19 protein-coding genes are annotated in these 18901 nt (G+C 42.4%); 5 read left to right on the forward strand and 14 right to left on the reverse strand.

Going from position 1 to position 18901, the window contains the following annotated elements:
- Nucleotides 1-10 precede the first annotated feature (10 nt).
- Both AC1MCB_RS04605 and AC1MCB_RS04610 read left to right on the forward strand, forming a co-directional pair.
- Nucleotides 11-3100 (forward strand): efflux RND transporter permease subunit, encoded by a 3090-nt coding sequence (locus tag AC1MCB_RS04605; RefSeq protein ID WP_479967573.1) that lies wholly within the window; start codon nt 11-13, stop codon nt 3098-3100.
- An 85-nt stretch (nt 3101-3185) separates the two neighbouring features.
- Nucleotides 3186-4361, forward strand: coding sequence for a TolC family protein (locus tag AC1MCB_RS04610; protein ID WP_479967574.1), 1176 nt, complete (start codon nt 3186-3188; stop codon nt 4359-4361).
- 49 nt (nt 4362-4410) lie between these two features.
- On the opposite strand, the gene AC1MCB_RS04615 is transcribed toward AC1MCB_RS04610, so the two are convergent.
- From AC1MCB_RS04615 to AC1MCB_RS04655, 9 genes are all read right to left on the reverse strand, one after another.
- Complete coding sequence (locus AC1MCB_RS04615) at nt 4411-5394, reverse strand: DUF1259 domain-containing protein (RefSeq protein ID WP_479967575.1); 984 nt, start codon at nt 5392-5394, stop codon at nt 4411-4413.
- Between the two features lie 26 nt (nt 5395-5420).
- Nucleotides 5421-5897 carry a chromate resistance protein ChrB domain-containing protein gene (locus AC1MCB_RS04620; protein ID WP_479967576.1) on the reverse strand — a complete coding sequence of 159 codons (477 nt, stop codon included), beginning with the start codon at nt 5895-5897 and terminating at the stop codon, nt 5421-5423.
- A 26-nt stretch (nt 5898-5923) separates the two neighbouring features.
- On the reverse strand, nt 5924-7138 hold the full coding sequence (locus tag AC1MCB_RS04625) for a chromate transporter (protein WP_479967577.1): 1215 nt from the start codon (nt 7136-7138) through the stop codon (nt 5924-5926).
- Nucleotides 7139-7194: 56 nt separating this feature from the next.
- Complete coding sequence (locus tag AC1MCB_RS04630; RefSeq protein WP_479967578.1) at nt 7195-8058, reverse strand: chromate resistance protein ChrB domain-containing protein; 864 nt, start codon at nt 8056-8058, stop codon at nt 7195-7197.
- A 308-nt stretch (nt 8059-8366) separates the two neighbouring features.
- Entirely contained in the window at nt 8367-9326 is a 960-nt protein-coding gene (locus AC1MCB_RS04635) for a response regulator transcription factor (protein WP_479967579.1), read from the reverse strand.
- Nucleotides 9327-9330: 4 nt separating this feature from the next.
- Nucleotides 9331-9912 (reverse strand): GNAT family N-acetyltransferase, encoded by a 582-nt coding sequence (locus tag AC1MCB_RS04640; protein WP_479967580.1) that lies wholly within the window; start codon nt 9910-9912, stop codon nt 9331-9333.
- A gap of 539 nt (nt 9913-10451) precedes the next feature.
- The gene (locus AC1MCB_RS04645) at nt 10452-11708 is read right to left on the reverse strand and encodes an MFS transporter (protein ID WP_479967581.1); all 1257 of its coding nucleotides are present in this window, start codon (nt 11706-11708) and stop codon (nt 10452-10454) included.
- 9 nt (nt 11709-11717) lie between these two features.
- Nucleotides 11718-12827: an MBL fold metallo-hydrolase gene (locus AC1MCB_RS04650; RefSeq protein ID WP_479967582.1), complete on the reverse strand. Its 1110-nt coding sequence runs from the start codon at nt 12825-12827 to the stop codon at nt 11718-11720.
- A gap of 12 nt (nt 12828-12839) precedes the next feature.
- Nucleotides 12840-13508: an ArsR/SmtB family transcription factor gene (locus tag AC1MCB_RS04655; RefSeq protein ID WP_479967583.1), complete on the reverse strand. Its 669-nt coding sequence runs from the start codon at nt 13506-13508 to the stop codon at nt 12840-12842.
- Nucleotides 13509-13638: 130 nt separating this feature from the next.
- On the opposite strand from AC1MCB_RS04655, the gene AC1MCB_RS04660 reads away from it, so the two are divergent.
- The 3 genes from AC1MCB_RS04660 to AC1MCB_RS04670 all read left to right on the forward strand — a co-directional run bounded on the left by AC1MCB_RS04660 (nt 13639) and on the right by AC1MCB_RS04670 (nt 14902).
- Nucleotides 13639-14016, forward strand: a complete 378-nt coding sequence (locus tag AC1MCB_RS04660; protein ID WP_479967584.1) for an ArsR/SmtB family transcription factor — start codon at nt 13639-13641, stop codon at nt 14014-14016.
- Entirely contained in the window at nt 14013-14624 is a 612-nt protein-coding gene (merTP, locus tag AC1MCB_RS04665; protein WP_479967585.1) for a mercuric transport protein MerTP, read from the forward strand. The genes AC1MCB_RS04660 and merTP overlap by 4 nt, the downstream gene beginning before the upstream one ends.
- A gap of 131 nt (nt 14625-14755) precedes the next feature.
- Nucleotides 14756-14902: a GDCCVxC domain-containing (seleno)protein gene (locus tag AC1MCB_RS04670; protein WP_479968787.1), complete on the forward strand. Its 147-nt coding sequence runs from the start codon at nt 14756-14758 to the stop codon at nt 14900-14902.
- Nucleotides 14903-14987: 85 nt separating this feature from the next.
- Here the strand turns inward: AC1MCB_RS04670 and AC1MCB_RS04675 are convergent, their stop codons facing one another.
- From AC1MCB_RS04675 to AC1MCB_RS04695, 5 genes are all read right to left on the reverse strand, one after another.
- On the reverse strand, nt 14988-15563 hold the full coding sequence (locus AC1MCB_RS04675) for a DUF7800 domain-containing protein (RefSeq protein WP_479967586.1): 576 nt from the start codon (nt 15561-15563) through the stop codon (nt 14988-14990).
- Between the two features lie 403 nt (nt 15564-15966).
- On the reverse strand, nt 15967-16548 hold the full coding sequence (locus AC1MCB_RS04680; RefSeq protein ID WP_479967587.1) for a phosphatase PAP2 family protein: 582 nt from the start codon (nt 16546-16548) through the stop codon (nt 15967-15969).
- A 133-nt stretch (nt 16549-16681) separates the two neighbouring features.
- Nucleotides 16682-17953 carry an APC family permease gene (locus AC1MCB_RS04685; protein ID WP_479967588.1) on the reverse strand — a complete coding sequence of 424 codons (1272 nt, stop codon included), beginning with the start codon at nt 17951-17953 and terminating at the stop codon, nt 16682-16684.
- On the reverse strand, nt 17950-18390 hold the full coding sequence (locus AC1MCB_RS04690) for a DoxX family protein (RefSeq protein WP_479967589.1): 441 nt from the start codon (nt 18388-18390) through the stop codon (nt 17950-17952). The genes AC1MCB_RS04685 and AC1MCB_RS04690 overlap by 4 nt, the downstream gene beginning before the upstream one ends.
- Nucleotide 18391: 1 nt before the next feature.
- A complete protein-coding gene (locus AC1MCB_RS04695; protein ID WP_479967590.1) occupies nt 18392-18898 on the reverse strand; it encodes a hypothetical protein in 507 nt (168 codons plus the stop codon).
- Nucleotides 18899-18901 lie beyond the last annotated feature (3 nt).

Genomic DNA, 18901 nt, shown 5'->3' on the forward strand with positions numbered 1-18901 from the left:
AGAAATTTAAATGCTAAATAAAATAATTAAAGCATCACTAACCAACCGGTTACTGGTGATGATATTCTCTGTATTGTTAATTCTTGGCGGGGCATATACTGCTAGTAATATGGAAGTGGATGTATTTCCGGACCTGACCGCGCCAACCGTTGTTGTTCTTACCGAAGCTCATGGTATGGCGCCGGAGGAAGTTGAAAAACTAGTCACTTTTCCCATAGAAACATCGCTTAACGGAGGTTCGAACGTACGAAGAGTACGATCTTCTTCTTCCGCGGGTATTTCGATCGTATGGGTGGAATTTGACTGGGGAACCGAAATATACAGGGCGCGGCAGATTGTTACTGAAAAGCTTGCTGCCACATCTGAAAGGCTTCCGGCAAATGCATCAGCTCCTGTTCTGGCGCCCAACTCATCCATTATGGGTGAGATCATGCTGATTAGCATCACCTCGGATAAGACAGACCTTCGGGAGTTAAGAACGTTGGCAGACTGGGCTATCCGGCCCCGTTTGCTTGCTACGGGCGGTGTATCTCAGGTTGTTGTTATTGGAGGGGAGTTTAAGCAATACCAGATCCTGGCATCCCCTCAAAAGATGAGAGCTTATAACATCTCCATGCGGGAGCTTTTGCGAGCTTCTGAAGGGGCAAACGGCAATTCTTCCGGTGGCTTTTTGAGTGAATACGGGAACGAATACATTGTTAGAGGAATAGGTCGTACAAACAATACGGCTGAGTTGGGCAATACGGTCATCAAATCAGTTGATGGCTTTCCTGTAAAAATAAGTGATGTAGCTGAAGTAAAGATCGGTTCCGCTGTAAAGATCGGTGACGGGTCGCTAAAAGGCGAACCTGCGGTGATCATGACCGTGATGAAACAGCCTAACACCAATACGCTTGAGTTGACAGACAAGATCGATGCGGCTATAGTTGATCTTAAAAAGACTTTGCCGACGGATGTTAACATCAATACCAAGATTTTCAGGCAGGCAGATTTCATCAACGGGTCTATAAGCAACATTCAGAAAACACTGCTGGAGGGTTCTATTTTTGTTGTTGTAATCCTGTTTATATTCCTGATGAACTGGAGGGCGACAGCCATCTCATTGATCGCTATTCCAATCTCTTTACTCGTCAGTATACTTACGTTAAAATGGCTGGGGTTCACCATCAACACCATGAGCCTGGGAGGTATGGCCATTGCGATAGGCGACCTGGTTGATGATGCGATTATTGATGTGGAAAACGTTTACCGACGATTGAAGCAAAACGCCTTGAAACCCGCAGAGGAAAAACAGCCTGTGCTGGAAGTCATCTATTCGGCGTCGGTTGAAATCCGTTCGTCTGTCATAAATGCAACATTTATTATCATCGCTGCATTTCTTCCGTTGTTTTTCTTGTCAGGACTTGAAGGGCGTTTACTTGCACCTTTAGGGGTAGCTTTTATTGTAGCCCTTTTTGCATCGCTGGTTGTGGCTATTACACTTACACCCGTATTGTGCAGTTATCTACTGACCAATGAAACTGATCTTAAAAAAGCCAGTAAGGAAAGCTGGCTGGTTACCCGATTGAATGCCGGGTATCTCAAATCGTTGGAATACTCCTTAAGGTTTAAGCGAATGTTAATCGGCGGTGCTGCAGTTCTGTTTATACTGGCTATGATCATTATGTCGGGGTTTGGGCGGAGTTTTCTGCCTGAGTTTAATGAAGGTTCTTTGGTTGTGTCGACCGTAAGTTTACCGGGCATATCTCTTGACGAGAGTAATAAGATTGGGGCGCAGATAGAAAAAGCGTTGTTGACGGTTCCGGAAATAACCATCACTACCCGTCGAACGGGAAGAGCGGAACTGGACGAACATGCACAGGGCGTGAACGTGTCGGAGATTGATGCGCCGTTCACACTGGACGAACGCGACCGTGAAGAGTTTATGACCGATGTACGGGAAAAACTCGCCGGTATTTCTTCAGCGAACATCACCATTGGGCAGCCAATCGGCCACCGGATAGACCATATGCTTTCGGGAACGCGGGCAAACATTGCCGTAAAAGTATTCGGCAGTGACCTGGGCAGGTTATTCAAAATATCAAATGATATAAAAGCAGCCATTGAAAGCACGCCCGGGCTTGTAGACTTAAGTGTTGAACAGCAGGTTGAGATCCCCCAGATACAGATAAAGGCAAAGAGGGATATGCTTGCTAAGTATGGCATTACCATCGGTGAGTTTTCCGAGTTTATCGATGCCGGCTTTGCTGGTGAAAAAGTCGGGGACATTTATGAAGGCGGACGCAGCTTTGATCTGATTGTCAGGTTGAATGAAGAGAACCGGGGGAATATTGACAATATTCGGAACAGCCTGATTGATGATGGAAGCGGAAATAAGATTCCACTGATGTATGTAGCAGACATCGTGTCATCCTCGGGGCCTAATACGATCAATAGAGAGAATGTGGAGCGAAAGGTAGTAGTGTCTGCCAATGTTTCCGGAAGAGACCAGCGTAGTGTTGTGGATGAAATAATGCAAAAGATTGGCAGTCAAATCAAATTACCTGAAGGATACCATATCGAGTATGGCGGCCAGTTTGAGGCCGAGGCAGAAGCCTCAAGAACACTTCTTCTATCTTCAGTTTTGTCTTTTCTGATCATATTCCTGCTGTTATACCAGGAGTTTAAGAATGTTTCGCTGGCAGCTATCATCCTGATCAACCTTCCCCTGGCATTAATTGGCGGGGTAATGAGTATCTGGATCACGTCAGGCGTTCTCAGTATTCCTGCAATTATCGGTTTCATTACTTTGTTCGGTATTGCCACCCGCAACGGGATCTTGCTTGTCTCTCATTACCAAACGCTGGAAGCGGAGGGGTATAATTTATACGACACTGTGGTCCGGGGTTCTATTGATCGGCTGAGTCCGATTCTGATGACCGCATTAACTGCCGGGCTTGCTCTTATTCCGCTTGCCATTGCCGGAGACCTGGCCGGAAACGAGATACAAAGTCCGATGGCCAAGGTTATTCTTGGCGGACTCCTGAGTTCTACTTTGCTTAACCTCTTTGTGGTGCCGGCAGTATATTATTTAGTTAAATCCAGAAAAGTGATAAAATGAAACTTGCATGAGCTTACCGGTCAGACAACGATAAGTATATAGCTTCATGCAAGCGTTATTCCGATAAAAACCAAATGATACAACGATGAAGATATTGATATTAATAACACTGCTGCTTTCTATCGGATTAGCGGGGTTCGCACAATCGATAGAGGAGGCCCTGGAGAGTGTAAGGAAAAATAATAAAACCATTCAGGCCGGGCAACAATACCAGCTATCTCAAAACACACTGGCTAAATCAGGAAACACTCCTCAAAATCCAGTGGTGGAATATGATCATTTATTTGGTTCTCCGGCGGGAGCCGGAACACAAAAGGATTTTACCATCACCCAGCAGTTTGATTTTCCTTCCGTTTACGGAAACCGAGCTAAACTGTCGAAGGCAAAAATTGAACAAAATAGCTATCTGCAGAAAAACGCCGAGCAGGAAGTTTTGCTCGAAGCTAAAAAATTGCTCATTGAATTGGTGTACGAAAACAAAAGGCAGGATGAATTAGAGAAAAGACTTGCCGTCAGTCAAAGACTGTTCATCGACACCAAAAAGCGATTTGATTTACAGGATGCGACTATCCTCAACTACAATAAGATCAAGGTTCAACTGGCGACCGCTCAAAGTGACGTCGTTTTGCAGAAGGGGAAAATAGCACAGCTTACAGATCAGCTGATCGGTTTAAACGGGGGCAATGACATCCGGCTAACTGATACTATATATCCGCCGATGATTCCTGTTCCCGACTTCGAGGAACTGGACAGCTTAATAAAAGCGAATGACCCGATCCTTCGGACGTTTGAAAAAAACATAGATGTGAATAAGCAACAGTTAGGGGTGGTGAGATCTCTAACGTTACCTAAGTTTGAAACAGGATATCATTCTCAAAGCATTTTGGGGCAGAAATATCGAGGATTTCACCTGGGGATCAGCGTTCCTCTTTGGGAAAACAGGAATAAGGTGAAGGCGCAAAGTCAGGCAGTGGATTACAGTTCTTTGCGGATGGAGGAGCATCGCATTGAGCACCGTTTGAGCAACAGGCAAATCTATGACCGGCATATCGCCGTAAAGGAGTCTTTAGCAGAGCTGCAAAGTATTTTAGGTAATCTGAATACCTTACCTATGCTGAGTAAGGCTTTAAGGCTAGGACAGATTACCAGTATAGATTATGCAAATGAACTAATATCCTATTATTCTTTAACAGACCGGTTACTGGAATTGGAAAAGGAATATCATTTAACGGTTGCGGAGTTATATAAGTTTAGGTTGTAGCTGTTAGGTATGATGTATTAGGTAGCAGGTATTAGTAAGTTTAAAAATGTTAGTGTTTCATCTTCATGGCGCCGGATTTTCCTAGCTGGTCTAAGGCATCTTTGAATCCTTGTGCTAATTTCAAAGCAGAGCCTGTACCTAAATAATGTAGAAAAATGATCCTGGGCTCGTCGCCAAACATATGGTTATGCAATGCGACTACCTCAATATTATTTGCACGTAATGATTTGATCACTGAATTGACTTCCGGTTCAAGCATCGCAATATCTCCCGCTATATGTGCTCTTTCCATTGTACCCGCAAAAGATGCCCATGAATTAAGACCTATTGAAGCCGTCATTTCGGCTCCCATAGCCATAACTGAGAGATCATTTCTTCCAACGGTATATTTGACGGTTGGTCCGTTTACAGCCGCTTCCTGTTTGACAATGGCGTTTAACTGGTCAAGCTCAAAGTTCTCTTTGCCGGTTTTTTCGGATTGAGCAGACGCAGCTGGTTGATTTTGAGGAGACAACTTACTGTCTTTTATTGTGTTTATGTATTTTTTAGCCAGTTCTTCAGGGGATCCCAAGCCATGAATATGCATATAGAATATCCTTGGGTTTTCATAGAAAAAATGATTATGAATGGCGCTGATCTCCAAACCATTTGCATGTGCAGCGGAAATTAGCGGATTAACTTCCTCCTCTAGCAGAACACAGTCACTCATTAATACCGCCGATTTACCATCCATTGTCTTTTTAATAGCCACCCAGCCGCCAAAACCAAAAGGAATGGGTACGGATTCACCCTTGACCGTTACTTTTAAATCATTACGGGGAAGTGAAGTGTTGTGAGTTGCCTCTGCTTCTTTATAAGTACCTTTTTTACCCAGAGCTGCTTCAATGGCTGCTATTTCCGCCGGTGACAAAGGGGGCGTTATTACAAAGGTGGGCGCGAAGGCTTGAAGTGGCTCTAAATCTACAAGACTTGCTCCTAAGATTAAGGCTCCGGTGCGTAATAGCGTTCTTCTGGAAAATTCAGTTTTCATCATAGTTGCTGGTATTTAGTAGTTAGTATTTAGTAGTTAGTATTGAGAAGTCTGGTAGCGGTTGAAGTGACGTAACAGGTGAATTTACTCAAAGCTTTAGATTCCAGGTATGTTTTTCGTCCTGAACATATTCCGATTTCCAGCTGTTCTAAATCATCCCTGTAATTATAGGATAGCCCGGCTGAAATGGCCCATAATCCGGCAGCCTGGGGCGCCAGATCGAACCGGGCGGTATCTGCTCCACGAACAATTTCTGCCAGTTGATGTAAGGCCGGTTGGTTAAGCTGATGTTTTTTAAGGATGAAGTCGAACGTACACCGGTCGCCCTCGTGCGAGTATTCTGCACCGAGAATATCATAAGGTATGGCATTCAGTTCTTCAGCTTTCGCGAATACAATTTCTTTGGAAACGTAGATAAATTCCGCTTCCTTGTCAACAAAGTTTTTGATCAGCCAGGGACAGGCTATCCGGTCAATCTTTGGACGTTCACGGGTTATCCATTTCATGGTTGTGAGGTATGAGGTGTGAGGTCTTAAATCAGTTTAATTATTATTCCAATTATTGCTGCAATTCCAATGATAGCGGGCTCCTGTAACTTCTTTACGTAAACGAGGGCCAGAACACTGCAAACAGCAATTATGGCTGTCGGGATATCTATAATCGATCGCATGGCAATCACGATCACTGCACCTACCAACGCACCGATCACCGATGCAGTGATGCCATCCACGAAGGCTTTAATGCTGGTGTTCTTAGCAATTTTTTTAAATGACGGTGCTAATAAAACAGTGAATAAATAACAAGGTAAAAAGACGGCTAAGGCTGCTACGCAAGCGCCGGGAAATCCGGCAACCAGATAGCCTATAAATCCGACCGTGATTACCACCGGACCGGGTGTAACCATTGCCACGGCTACTGCATCCAGAAATTGGTGCTCTGACAGCCATCCAAATTCTTTAACCACTCCACCATGAAGAAATGGGACAATGGCTAAACCACTGCCAAATACAAAGGCGCCGGCTTTACTAAAGAATAAGGCGATGTCCCAAAGTTTATCATTATCAAATTGCCAAAAGCCTGCTCCCACCAAAACAACAGAAGGAGCGAATGACAATTTTTTAATCCAAAGTGGCGGCGCCTTGATGAACATGTACAGAAGCCCGGAAGCAAGGAAAAGAAGTACTTCCTCCCGTTCGGTGACTACGGTGACGATCACCCCAGCGAGATACAATAACCAAAGGATCCATTGTGACCGGATTTTGGCAAGCTCCAATTTGCTGATGGATTTAATGGTCAATTTATAGGCACTCATCGAAATAATACCGATCACTGAAGCACCTACACCGTAGAATACAGCCTGTATCCAGTCAAGGCCGCTATAGATCTTATAGACCATGCCTAGTAATACCACCATGATGAATGATGGAATGACGAACGCCAAACCCGTCAACGTGGCACCCAGAAGGCCGTAATGAACAAAGCCAAGATAGATTCCAAGTTGGGCGGCCAATGGCCCTGGAGCAAGTTGGGCCAGGGCCAAACCTTCTTTGTATTCTTCTTCCGTTATCCACTGCTTGTTTTCAACCAGGTCGCGGTGCATGTAGCCTACCAAGGCTACCGGACCTCCAAATCCCCATGTTCCAAGCTTCAGGAAGTAGATGGTTAGCTGTTTGAGTGAATAACGATGGAAAATAAGCTTATCGAGGTTATCATTGGGAATACCTTTATCTGTTTGCATTGTAGTCATATACCTAAATTGTGATACAAGAGTACCCAATAACGGAAAACCAAAATAGAACGGAATTAACTATTGGGATTCTTTTTACCTTTCACAGGATTTTTTTTATAATCTGATGGACTTTGGCCAGTGTGTTTCTTAAAAATCCGGGTGAAATGACTTTGATCTGAAAAGCCAGTCAGGTAGGCAATTTGGGTTAATGTATAACCGGGAGTATTGAGCAAACCAGTTGCCTTTTCTATACGCTGTTTCCTGATGTATTCACCAAAGGAAAGATTATCAAAATGTTTAGAGAATTCTCTTGACAAATAAGCAGGGTGGACATTTAGTTCTCCAGAAACTTCTTTCAGGCTAAGACTTAAATTAGTGTCAATCTGATCCTGAATAATTTCTTTCAGTTCTTGGGCCCAAGCTGGGATTTTCTTTTTCTGAGTTTTCTGTTCAGCTATGTACCGGGTAAAAACGTCCAGCAACTGGTGCTCGACAGGATTTTGAGTATGCTTTTCTTTTTTTAAATATTTGGACCAGCTATAAAGAGCATCATAAATTAACATGCCCTTCTCCAGCAAGTCATAATCATTGGCCGTATTATGAGCCAACCCTGCTGAAATGGCCCATAAGCCGGAGCTTTGAGAAGCCAAATGATGGGCATCGGTGTCGGCACCTCTTATAATTACTGCTATAGTCTCCAGTGCAGGATCTTTAAGGTTATATTTCTGAAGAAAATAATCAAAAGTGCACTTATCGTTGTAATGAGTAAATTCAACTTCAGGAATGTCAAAAGGTATTGCATTCATTTGATTCGCTTTGAGCAGAACTTCATCAACGTGAACGTAAATGATCTCGGCGTCTTGATCAATAAACCTTCTAATTAACCACGGACAGGCTATCCGGTCTATCTTTGGTCTTTCCCTGGTTATCCATTTCATGAATTTGTAATCAGATCATAAATATAATACGAGAATTAACAATTTGCTCGGAAATACCGCCCATCTTCCAATTCATTTGGTCTGTGGTTATTTCATAGAATCCAATATTTTGCCACTTGTTTATATAATGGTTTTGCATTACCATTATTAATTACCCTGCGATTATGAAAAGTTGAGTCAGCTAAGATCACATGAATACGATTTATGAAGTGGAAAGATAGAAGGTGGCAGCTGCAGTTAAAAAACTGAAAATTCGGAAGCAGGGTTCGTTACAAGAGATCTTGTCTGGACAAGGCGATTGAGCTATTTTAAGAGGATGATAAGTGAACAGTTTGAGCAAAAAATAACTGTTCCTGCTCAAGCTTATGAACAAGCTCAACTTTGTTACTCACATTTGTCTTATGAAAGATATTATGCACATGTTTTTTGACAGTGAACTCAGATATAAACAGCTTATCAGCAATAGCCTGATACTTTTTACCCTGCCTGAGCAATTGTACTATTTCAATTTCCCTGTTGGTTAACTTGTATAAACGGCAGTTTTCCTGAAATAGTAATGGTTGTACTCCACCAATAGTTAAATCCATTAGCTTTTGATATTCAAGTCTTGCCCTGGTGACTGATTTGGATATGAATAAAATAGTAATGACCACGAAACCGCCGTTAGTGCAAATCACTTCAATCAACTGCCCAAGATTAAAATAAGCAATCACGGTCATTGAAACCCAGGGGATTACTGCCAGATAAACTGCAATGACCTCCATGAAATTTGCCTTGCTTTTATTGTCCTGATACTTAGCTCTTATTGCCCTCAAGATTGCCCAAAGGAGTACAAGGGAATAGAAGAATGGAATGATGATACCGTACTGGATAGCAAAAACCAGATTCTGTTGGATGGAGTAAACTATGACAAAAAAGATCATATAAGGCAGGATGAGGAATAGCAATACACCATAAACGGCATGAAACCGTAACCTGATTAAATCAAAGCCTTTGTAAAAATAATAGGGAAAATAGGAGGCCATCAGGAAACCACTTCCGTAGGCAAGGATATTTTGAGTGACAACTGGAATATTGAGTTTCGGATCCGGAAAGAGCCCGCCGCTGATATTATAGACAATGAGCAGGAATAATAAGATCAGATAATAAAGCCTTTGTTTTTCCTGTGGGCGTGATAGGTAGTGAATAAACTGGTAAAAGAACATTATAGTTTCGAGTAAAGCGAAAATGCATGTTATTAAAAGCATTTCTGTACCAAATACATTCATAGTGCTACGATTTATAAGGATCCCGTTTCAAAAAAAAGAGTTTATAAGACAAATCGAGCTCATCATACACTTTAAACCCGAATTTTTGATAAAATGGCAAATTGCGTAATGTGGAGGTTTCCAGATACAAGGGCAGAGCCTGTTTTTCATTTTCATCTATTATTTCCGTCAACAAGCTGGTCCCGGTACCCAGGCTTTGATATTCCGGATCAACACCAATAAACCACAAGTAACATTTCCGTTCTTTCGGTTGGATTTTTTCGATCACTGATTCCCTGTTAATGGCCTTATTCAGGTTACTAAAACCAATGCATTTGAACATCAGTTCAACATCCAATAGTACAGATTTGACGGTTGTTTTCTTTGTATGGGGGTAGAGAAGTAAAGCGCATGCCCGATTATCATCAGACAAATAAACCTGACCAAACAAATAACAGACTTCAAAAGAATAAGCCATCAGGGCACTGATCCTTGTCAGCCTTTTTTTATCTTGCTTTATGATGTAGTTAACACTTTGATTTTTATCAAAAGAGCGTGTTAATATATTTATTATCAGGTTCTTCTCATTATGCGTTGCCTTTCTCATAGATTCAGAGTTAGTGCGCTAACATTCAATTATTCTATACTTTTAAAAAAAAATACGATTTAAAAATGTTCTGTGAATGCTGCTCAATTAAGATTAAAAATTAAATTTAAGTTCATTTTTTTAAGGTAGGTGGTGACATGCACACATTTATTTCAAATATTTTTCTGTCACTTGCTTTCTTTCCATTACAAATAACGAGTTGACAATCGTAAATGGAAGGAAATAAAAAAGCAAGCATGGATAATTCCGGGTTGTTGGGTGAGAAAGGAGTGATAAAAGGCTCGAACCCTCCGGGAACGCCGAGTAGTCGCAGTATATGCCTTTTAAATTAAACCTGGGTTGTAATTCCTTAGGCTCTACAGCATTATTATTTTTGAACACCAATTAAAGGCTCTCTGATTTTAAGATAACCTGAGTAGTTTCACCTTAATGCGGAACAGATTGGGTAAGGTTGTTGGTTTTGTTGTGGAAAAAGTAAACCAGCTTCTTAGGAATCACCTCATATTACGAGCTTAGATTCTAATAACGACTTAAGAATATTATATCCCTTGCGGACTTTTCAGCAAACTGTATTTTGTTTTTTCGATGGAAGTCTCCCTGGTACATGACATCCGATAAAAAATCACTATTGCAGCACCAATTGTAAGAAACCCTATGACTGCTATAGATGCATTGATGCCGACCGCGTCAGCAATAATTCCTGTTAGGATGGCTCCTATAGCATATCCTAAATCCCGCCATAAGCGAAATATCCCTAAACTTTTTGCCCGGTCAGAAGGGTGGGTATTTTCTGCTATGGTGGCCAGAAAGGTAGGGTAAACCAATGCCGTTCCGAGGCCAAGAAGTGTTGCCAGGAGGAGGAAATGAAGCATGCTGAAAGCGAATATCAACCCGATTAATGCAAAGCCCTGAAGCAGCATCCCGGTATACAGAAGATTCTTCTTGCAAAATATATCAGCCATTTTTCCGGTAAACAACTGCCCGATTCCCCATACTGCGGGATAGGTTGCTGTAATTATTCCAATCTGCTCGAGGTTAAATCCTTTCGTTGCTAAAAGAATCGGGAAGATGCCCCAGGCCATGCCATCGTTGAGGTTGTTGATTAATCCTGCCTGGGTTACAGATCCAAGGTTCTTATTCTTCCAGGTTGTTTGCCAGAATATATTTTCAAGTTTTGGTAAAGTGCTCTTTGTTGTTTCAGCCGCGACATGGTGTTTGGTATCTTTTACAAAGAGCAAGCTGCTGAAAAAGCCCAGTACGACCAGCACGATGCCGATATAAAACGGATATGGACGCAAGCCGTACTCTGAGGCTATATAGCCTGTTAAAAATGCCACCAGGGCTACCGCCAGATACCCGGCAAATTCATTCAACCCCATGGCAAAGCCTCTTTGCTTTTCGCCTACCAGGTCAATTTTCATCACGACGGTTGTACTCCAGGTGAGACCCTGATTAATACCCAGCAGGATGTTTGAGAAGATGATCCAATTCCAGCTATCGGCAAACATCAGGATAAAAGGAACGGGGGCACCAAACAGCCACCCAATTGTAAGCAGGTTTTTTCGGCCAACTTTATCAGCCAGGGTTCCGGCGAAATAGTTAGTTATTGCTTTTACAATACCAAAAACGATGATGAAAGACAAAATAGCGGTTTTGGCTGCCAGATGAAATTCTGTTTCGGCAATCTGGGGAAGAATACTTCTTTCAAGACCAATCATGCCTCCTACAAAAGCATTAATGATCACCAATAAGGTAAATTGACGCCAGTTTTCTTTTAATCCTAATTTTACTGTCATAGAAGAAGGTTAAGAAATGGCACAGCGATTTGCGCCGGCTTCCAGGTCAGCGGGATTGACGTCTGAAAAGTCACCTTTGGTATTTTTTTCTACAATCGATAAATAGTTTGCCGGGGCAGGAGGAATACGACTTAAAAGCGTTGCAACAAATTCACTTTCGCTTAACTTGAGCAATAGCACAGCCGTTTTGATTTCTTTCAATGTAGCCTGTATAGGTTTCCTGTCAAACTCCACCGGCTGACTGGTATGTGCCGGTAATACAATGATCTCATCATTTAAGGTCAATAGCTTCTGCAGGGATTGATACAGCAAAGTTGCTTTTGTATGTGCTTCCTCCTCACTGGCTTTAAGATCCGGCCTTCCCACCGCATTGGTGAAAAGGGTATCGCCGGATAGAAGTACCTTGTTATCGACCAGAAAAGATGTGCTTTCCAGGGTATGACCGGGGGTATGCATCGGAACGATCGTTATTGCACCCAGGGTTATTTGCTGCTGGTCAATTATCGTTTCATGGGTATATCCGATCTTATCGGTTAGGGGAATATGGACCGGAACCGCATTATCCTCTGAGAGCTGTTTGGATCGGGAAAGGTGGTCCGCATGGATGTGAGTTTCCAGCACAGCTTTTAATCTCCAGTTATTGTTGTCAAGAATATCCTGGTAGACATTAACCGGTAAGGAAGCGTCAATAACAATGGCTTCCTCTTTTGAGGAGATTATGTAGGAAAGACAACCCTTCCCGGTTCTCCGTAGTTGAATTATGGAAAAGTCAGGGAATGACAGTTGAGCCGTATTCCATGACAGACTCCAGCCCCGCATGCCTTCTTCAAGCGAGTAGGCTTCATAGCCTTTTTGCCGTAACAGCTCAGCAGCAATTAAACTGGTTTTACCGCCGGCACAAACGGTGACCACAGGTATATTTTTGTCGATAAACAACCCTTGTAAAGCATCCACGCTTCCGGCCTTCAGCTTATCATAGGCATCGATATGCATGCTGCCGGGAATATGCCATTCTGCTCGTTCCTGAGCCGGCCTTATGTCCACCACATTAACTGGCTTGTCATTCTCAAGCCACTCCCGGAGGGAATTGGTACTTATTACAGGTGCTTTCGTTTCCATGTTGTATTATTATTAAATGTGAAGTATCTCAACCGGCAGACCTTTCAGTTTCCACTCCGGAAAGCCTTCCTTTAAACGAATTGCGTTAAAACCCTTCTCTTTCAACAGGCCTACTGCATCATCCGCAAAAACACAGAGAGGACCCCGACAATAGGCTACATAGGTTTTATCTTTAGGGAGTGATTGAATGAAGCCCGGAATTTTTTCTGAAGGCATTGATAAAGCGTACGGAAGATGGCCGGCGTTAAATTCTTCCTCCGGACGGATATCCAGAAGAACAATGTTTTGCGTTTCCATCCTCAAAAGAAGTTCGTCTATGCTCAGGGCCTCTAATGCCCCTCTCTTTTTCCGGTAGTCATTGACCAATAATTCAACGGCAGCTACCCGGTCAAAGCCTACCTCGCGTAAACTGTTCCACGCTGCATAGACCTTATCATCTGCCAGTTGGTAACGGATGTAATTGCCTTCTCTTTGAATCTCGACAAGATTAGATGCTTTTAAAACCTGCAAGTGCTGGGAAGTATTGGCAATGCTCATTGCGGTTTCAGCAGCAATCTCTTCCACAGTGCGTCCTGTTTGGGCAAGAACGTCTAAAATTTCAAGGCGATGCGGATTAGCCATCGCTTTTACCAGCTGTGCAAGGAGCGTATAAACGCTATTTTTAAACTGTCTCTTTTCCATAACTTTTATTAGGGCAAAGATAGACAATACTCGGATCTATTCAATGAAGTTATTGAATAGAGTAAAGAATTTGTTTTGCAGCTTGTATTTAAGCATTTGCTTAAATACTTATTCTTATTAGCTTTGTCCAATGAATGATACTACTTGCAGCAGGGTATTTGCGGATCGGCAGCAAATAAAAAATTGTAAAGATAAGCTTCAGGCCAGTCAGGAACCGTTGGTAAGGTTGTCTAATATATTGGCTTTATCGGGTAATGAGGTTAGGTTAAAGATTGTTTATCTTCTGGAAGAAGAGAAGGAGTTATGCCCGTGTGATCTGGCGGATATTTTAAGCATGAGCATACCTGCGGTATCCCAGCATTTAAGAAAGTTGAAGGATGGTAACATTGTAGAAACAAGGAAAGTGGGACAGATGATTTACTACTCATTGACTCCGAATAATTTAAAAGTATTGAAATCACTTTTTACCCATATCAATCTTCAAACTAACAGTCAGGAAACAGTATGATCAATATAAAATCATTCGGCACCATGACAAGTGCCAGCGTCCTTTCGGCTTTTGCCGCTTCACTTTGTTGTATTACACCGGTTATTGCGTTGCTGGCCGGCAGCAGCAGCATCGCAGCAAACTTTTCGTGGATCGAACCTGCGAGACCTTATTTAATAGGATTGTCTATTGCCGTATTAGGATTTGCCTGGTATCTTAAATTAAGACCCGTTTCAATGGAAGTGGATTGCGATTGCGAAACACCCCAAAAGGCACCATTCCTTCAGTCAAGAACATTTTTAGGCTTGGTTACCATTTTTGCTGTTTTAATGATGACTTTTCCACTTTATGCTAAGGTGTTTTATCCTAAGCCAGCAGCGCAAGCTGCAACAATTGCAGCTGTTGAAAATAAGCAGCAGGTAAAGTTTCTTATTGAGGGAATGACCTGTGAAGCTTGCGAAGTGCATGTAAACAATGAGGTGTCTAAAGTGCCCGGTGTGTTAGCATATCAAACTTCCTATGCTTCCGAAAACAGTGTCGTAAGTTTTGATCAAACGAAAACTGATATAAAGACTATTGAAGCGGCGATTAAAAAGACGGGATACCGTGTGATAAAAAGCATCCAGTAAGAAAGGCCAATGCTGTTCAAACAAGTAACAGTAGAAGATGTTGCGATAAAGATTAATAAAGAATGGAAAACACAGTCACCTTAGAATCAACAATCACCTGCCCGAATTGCGGTGTTCAGAGAGTAGAAATTATGCCAACAGATGCCTGCCAGTACTTTTACCAGTGTACAAACTGCGAAGCAGTATTCAAGCCAAAGCCGGGAGACTGCTGTGTATACTGCAGCTACGGCACGATTCCCTGCCCTCCAATACAAATGAATAAGCCTTGTTGTGGATAGTTCAGCAAAATTGTATCCTTTCTTTTTATTCTGTTAGCAATCCCATACCTGGGATTGCTTCCCAATTTATATAGACACTGATACACTATTGGTTCGGGTGTAGAAGCTGCTCCTCTTTATTGGAAAGGTAGCCATTGATCATGTCACCGGTAAACTGTACAAATGCAGCGCCCTGCTGGTAGGAAAGGGCTGCCATTTTTTTCATGATATAAGCATTTGCACCATAGATCATTCGTTCGCCTGAGCCTGTAGCGTGTCGACTATCACTGGTATACGCAAAAACAAATGGCTTTCTGCTGCCTGATTTTGGTGCTGTGGTTATGTGGTAGGTTTGTGAAAGAGATGCAACATTTACAGTATAATCGTATTTACTGCCCGGGTTTAAACCACTGACTTTAAATTCATGATGGGTTGCCGGGATTGCATCCTTCATTACTTTTTTATTAATTGACAAGGTCGAAATTACAGGCTCACTGGTTTCAAACCAGATAACAGCCTCCGTATCTGAAATATTATTTACATAAGGACCCTCGTAGATGGTGGGTATGACCTTAAAGGGGCCGGTTCCTTCTACTGATACTTCGCCGTCAAAAACGATCATTCCTTTTTCATCGGTCAGGCGGTAACCTAATGTAAAACCTTTGTCTTGTTCCCAACCCACAAAGTCATATGGATAACGAAAGTCATTTTTAATATTGGCAGTTACCTTTCCGTTCTGGAGGGGTCTTGTTAACCGGAATACGGGAAGTGGATGGGGAGCCTTTCCATAAGGAATTAAACCATAGGTAAATGTGCCTTTAAGGGTACCAAAATCAAATTCTAAACCGTCTTCAGTCCCTTGCGGCTTCCCTAAAAGCTGTTTTATGGTATATTTAGGGCCTGTCGTATCCGCATAAAATTTCTGGCCATCCTTCTCAAAATAGAGCCGCTTGCTTTCATCTTATTTAATGTTGGTGTAAGAACCTGGAATAGTGTGCTGTTGGGCTTTAACTGAAAGCTGAACAAATAGAAGCAGGATAACTGATAATATGGTTTTCATTTTTTTGATTAATATTTAATATTGATTAAACAGGATCTGGTGCCAACCGCTTTATCCAATAGAAATAAAGCCTGGAAAGACCGTAAGCCAACGGCCAGGCAAAAAGGACAGGGACCAGAACATCACTTGGATAGTGCACGCCTAAGTAAACTCTGCTTAATGAAACAAACAGCGCCCAGGGGAAAAGAAGATAGGGAAGCCATGAAATTTTATCAGAGACTACAAAACTGAGATAAAATGCCAAAGCGAAAACATTCGCCGCATGCGAGGAAACAAATCCATAAAGCCCGCCCCGGTAGTTGTTTACAAAATGAAGCTGTGACATCAGATCAGGCTCATGGCTTGGTCGGAGCCTGAGTACCAAGGGCTTTAATAAACCGGAAGCGATCTGGTCACTAAAAAGTATCAAAACACCGACCAATACCAGCATTGGCACACTGTGCCTTTTAAATTTATAGACCAGCAAACCCGCAAGCAGCAAATAAAAGGGAAGCCAGGTTAAGGTTCCGCTGGCAAACCACATGACGTTATCCCAAAACGGTGTATGAAGTCCATTAATAGCCAATAAGATTTCGCGGTCTATCGTATTTAACTGTTTTAGATCCATTTGATCTCAAAGGTTTCTAAAATATTCTGCAATATCCATAAGCTGCTGATTATTTAACAATTTCTTAAAAGTCCGACACACGGGCTGGCCTTCCTGTGTACATATACATGTATTCATTTTCAATCAAAAGATCTTATTTCTGCGGATTGGACCCGTAAATTTTATGAAGGACAAACCGAAGTATAAAGCCAGCTAAAAGGAGCAGGGCACCAGAAACAATTATCTTTAAATCCAATGAAACGGCCATTAGCAAACATCCTATCAGGCCCAGTACAGGCACAATTTTACCGTAACGCTGCTCTTGAACGGGTTGTTTCAAAGCGGCAATATTGGTGATACTGTAATATAAAAGAATGGTAAAAGCCGCCGAGGCCAGTATAAATTCAAAAGTGCCAAAAATACACAGGAGCAAAATAAGGATGCCCGTGGTAAAAATCCCGATATGCGGAATACTGTTTTTTGTATGGATCTTTTGAAAGACCGGCCATAGATCGTTTCTTCTCCCCATGGCAAGCATCATCCGGCTGATGCCTAATATCTGGCTGAGCAACACACCCAGCATGGCAGTAGAAGCTCCAATCGTGATGATTGTTTTTATCCCGGGCGTGTTCATTGCATTTGCAGCAAGCTGTAGGGGGGATTTAGTACTGGCCATCGCTTCGGCACCAATTATCCCAACTGCAACGATACAAACAAAAGCATACAAAACAATAGCGATGATGATGGTGATAATTACGGCACGGGGTATTGTCCTTTCAGGATCATTAACCTCTTCGGCCAATGTGGCAATGCGGGCATAACCTGTAAATGCAAAAAACAGCAGTGCGGTAGCTTCTGCAATTCCCGAAATCCCGAATGGCGTAAAGGGTTCAAAATTTCCCTGTTTGATCGCCGGAAAACCGCTGATAATAAAATAAACCAGTGATAGCAGGGTGAACGAAACTATAATCAGATTCAAACCTCCTGCTTTTTTTATTCCAAAATAATTGGCCAGGGTTAATAGAATTATCGCTGTTACCGAAATTATTAAAGGGGAGCCTAATGGCACTAGTTGATAAAAATAATTCCCGAAACCTATGGCAACCACTCCGCCGGCAGCAAGCTTGCTCACTAAGAACATCCAACCGGCGGAAAATCCAAAACCGGGATTAAGCAAGCGATAGCCATATTCATAAGTACCGCCGGCATGCGGGTAAACTGCTGCCAGTTGCGCAGAGCTAAGGGCATTAAAAGCAGCAATGATGCCGGCAATCAACAGGCTTATCAGCATTGCAGGGCCGGAAACACCTGCGGCTACTCCTGTTACCACAAATATTCCCGCACCAATAATGGCACCTAATCCTATCCCCACGGCATCTTTAAGGGTCAATACTCTTAAAAGCCCGCTTTGTTTCTGCTGCTTCATCTATTTCGAGTATTGGTTTTCCACATTTTTGAGTCTAATGACCACTTTCCTCCTCCTTTGACAAGTAAAAACATGCTTCCTAAAGACATCGACCAGTCGGTACGACTGTCGTGTAACATTGACCAGAAACCATTGTCTGCTAAAATCTGTGCTTTTGTCGTAGCAATGGCCACTAACATGATCATGAGTAATGGAATAGCAGCAAGACGGGTGAGCAATCCTAATAGAACGAGCATGCCGCATATGATTTCAAAGCTACCCACAAAAGGTCCCAGGAATTCAGGATTGGGTAGGCCGATCTTCTCAAATCTTCCGGCCCCTAGCTTATCAGCAAATAAGAACTTTTGTATCCCTTCTGATAGAAATACTGCTCCAACCATTAACCGGATAATTACAGTTGTTTTGCTGTTATCTGTTTGAAAAAGTTTTTGTATCATTTTATCTTCTAATGGGTGACTGTCTTTCCGTTGGAACCTTAACAGTAAAAAAAGGAACTTTTTCCATGGTATGGCATGAATTGCAATTTGAGGTTAGCATCGCAAACCCCTTATTAAAATTGGAGGTATCCCTGCTTTCGATTGTTTTTTTCATCTTCGGCAATATATAACTTAAGAAATGAGTTCCGGATTCTTCTCTTTTAGGCCTGCGTTCAAAACCGTTCTTCAATGTAGTTTCTATTTTCTCTACCTGGTAACTGGCATAATCCCAATTTTCATCTTGGCCAGCCCAGTACAATTCCTGGTACCGGTAGCCTACCTCAACCATTGTGGCATCAAAGCCCCGCAGCTGCCCGGCAACTGTCTTAAATTTTTCAGTGCTGCTTCCCTTAAGCCAGCCTCCCGCACCGACCGCCTCATTATCAGCAGCATTCTCTTGTTTGTCATTACAGGAAAAAAGTGAAACAAAAATTATTGCTATTGGGATAAATGCAGCTATAGATTTCATGTT

It is taken from the genome of Daejeonella sp. AP26 (genome assembly GCF_056680515.1).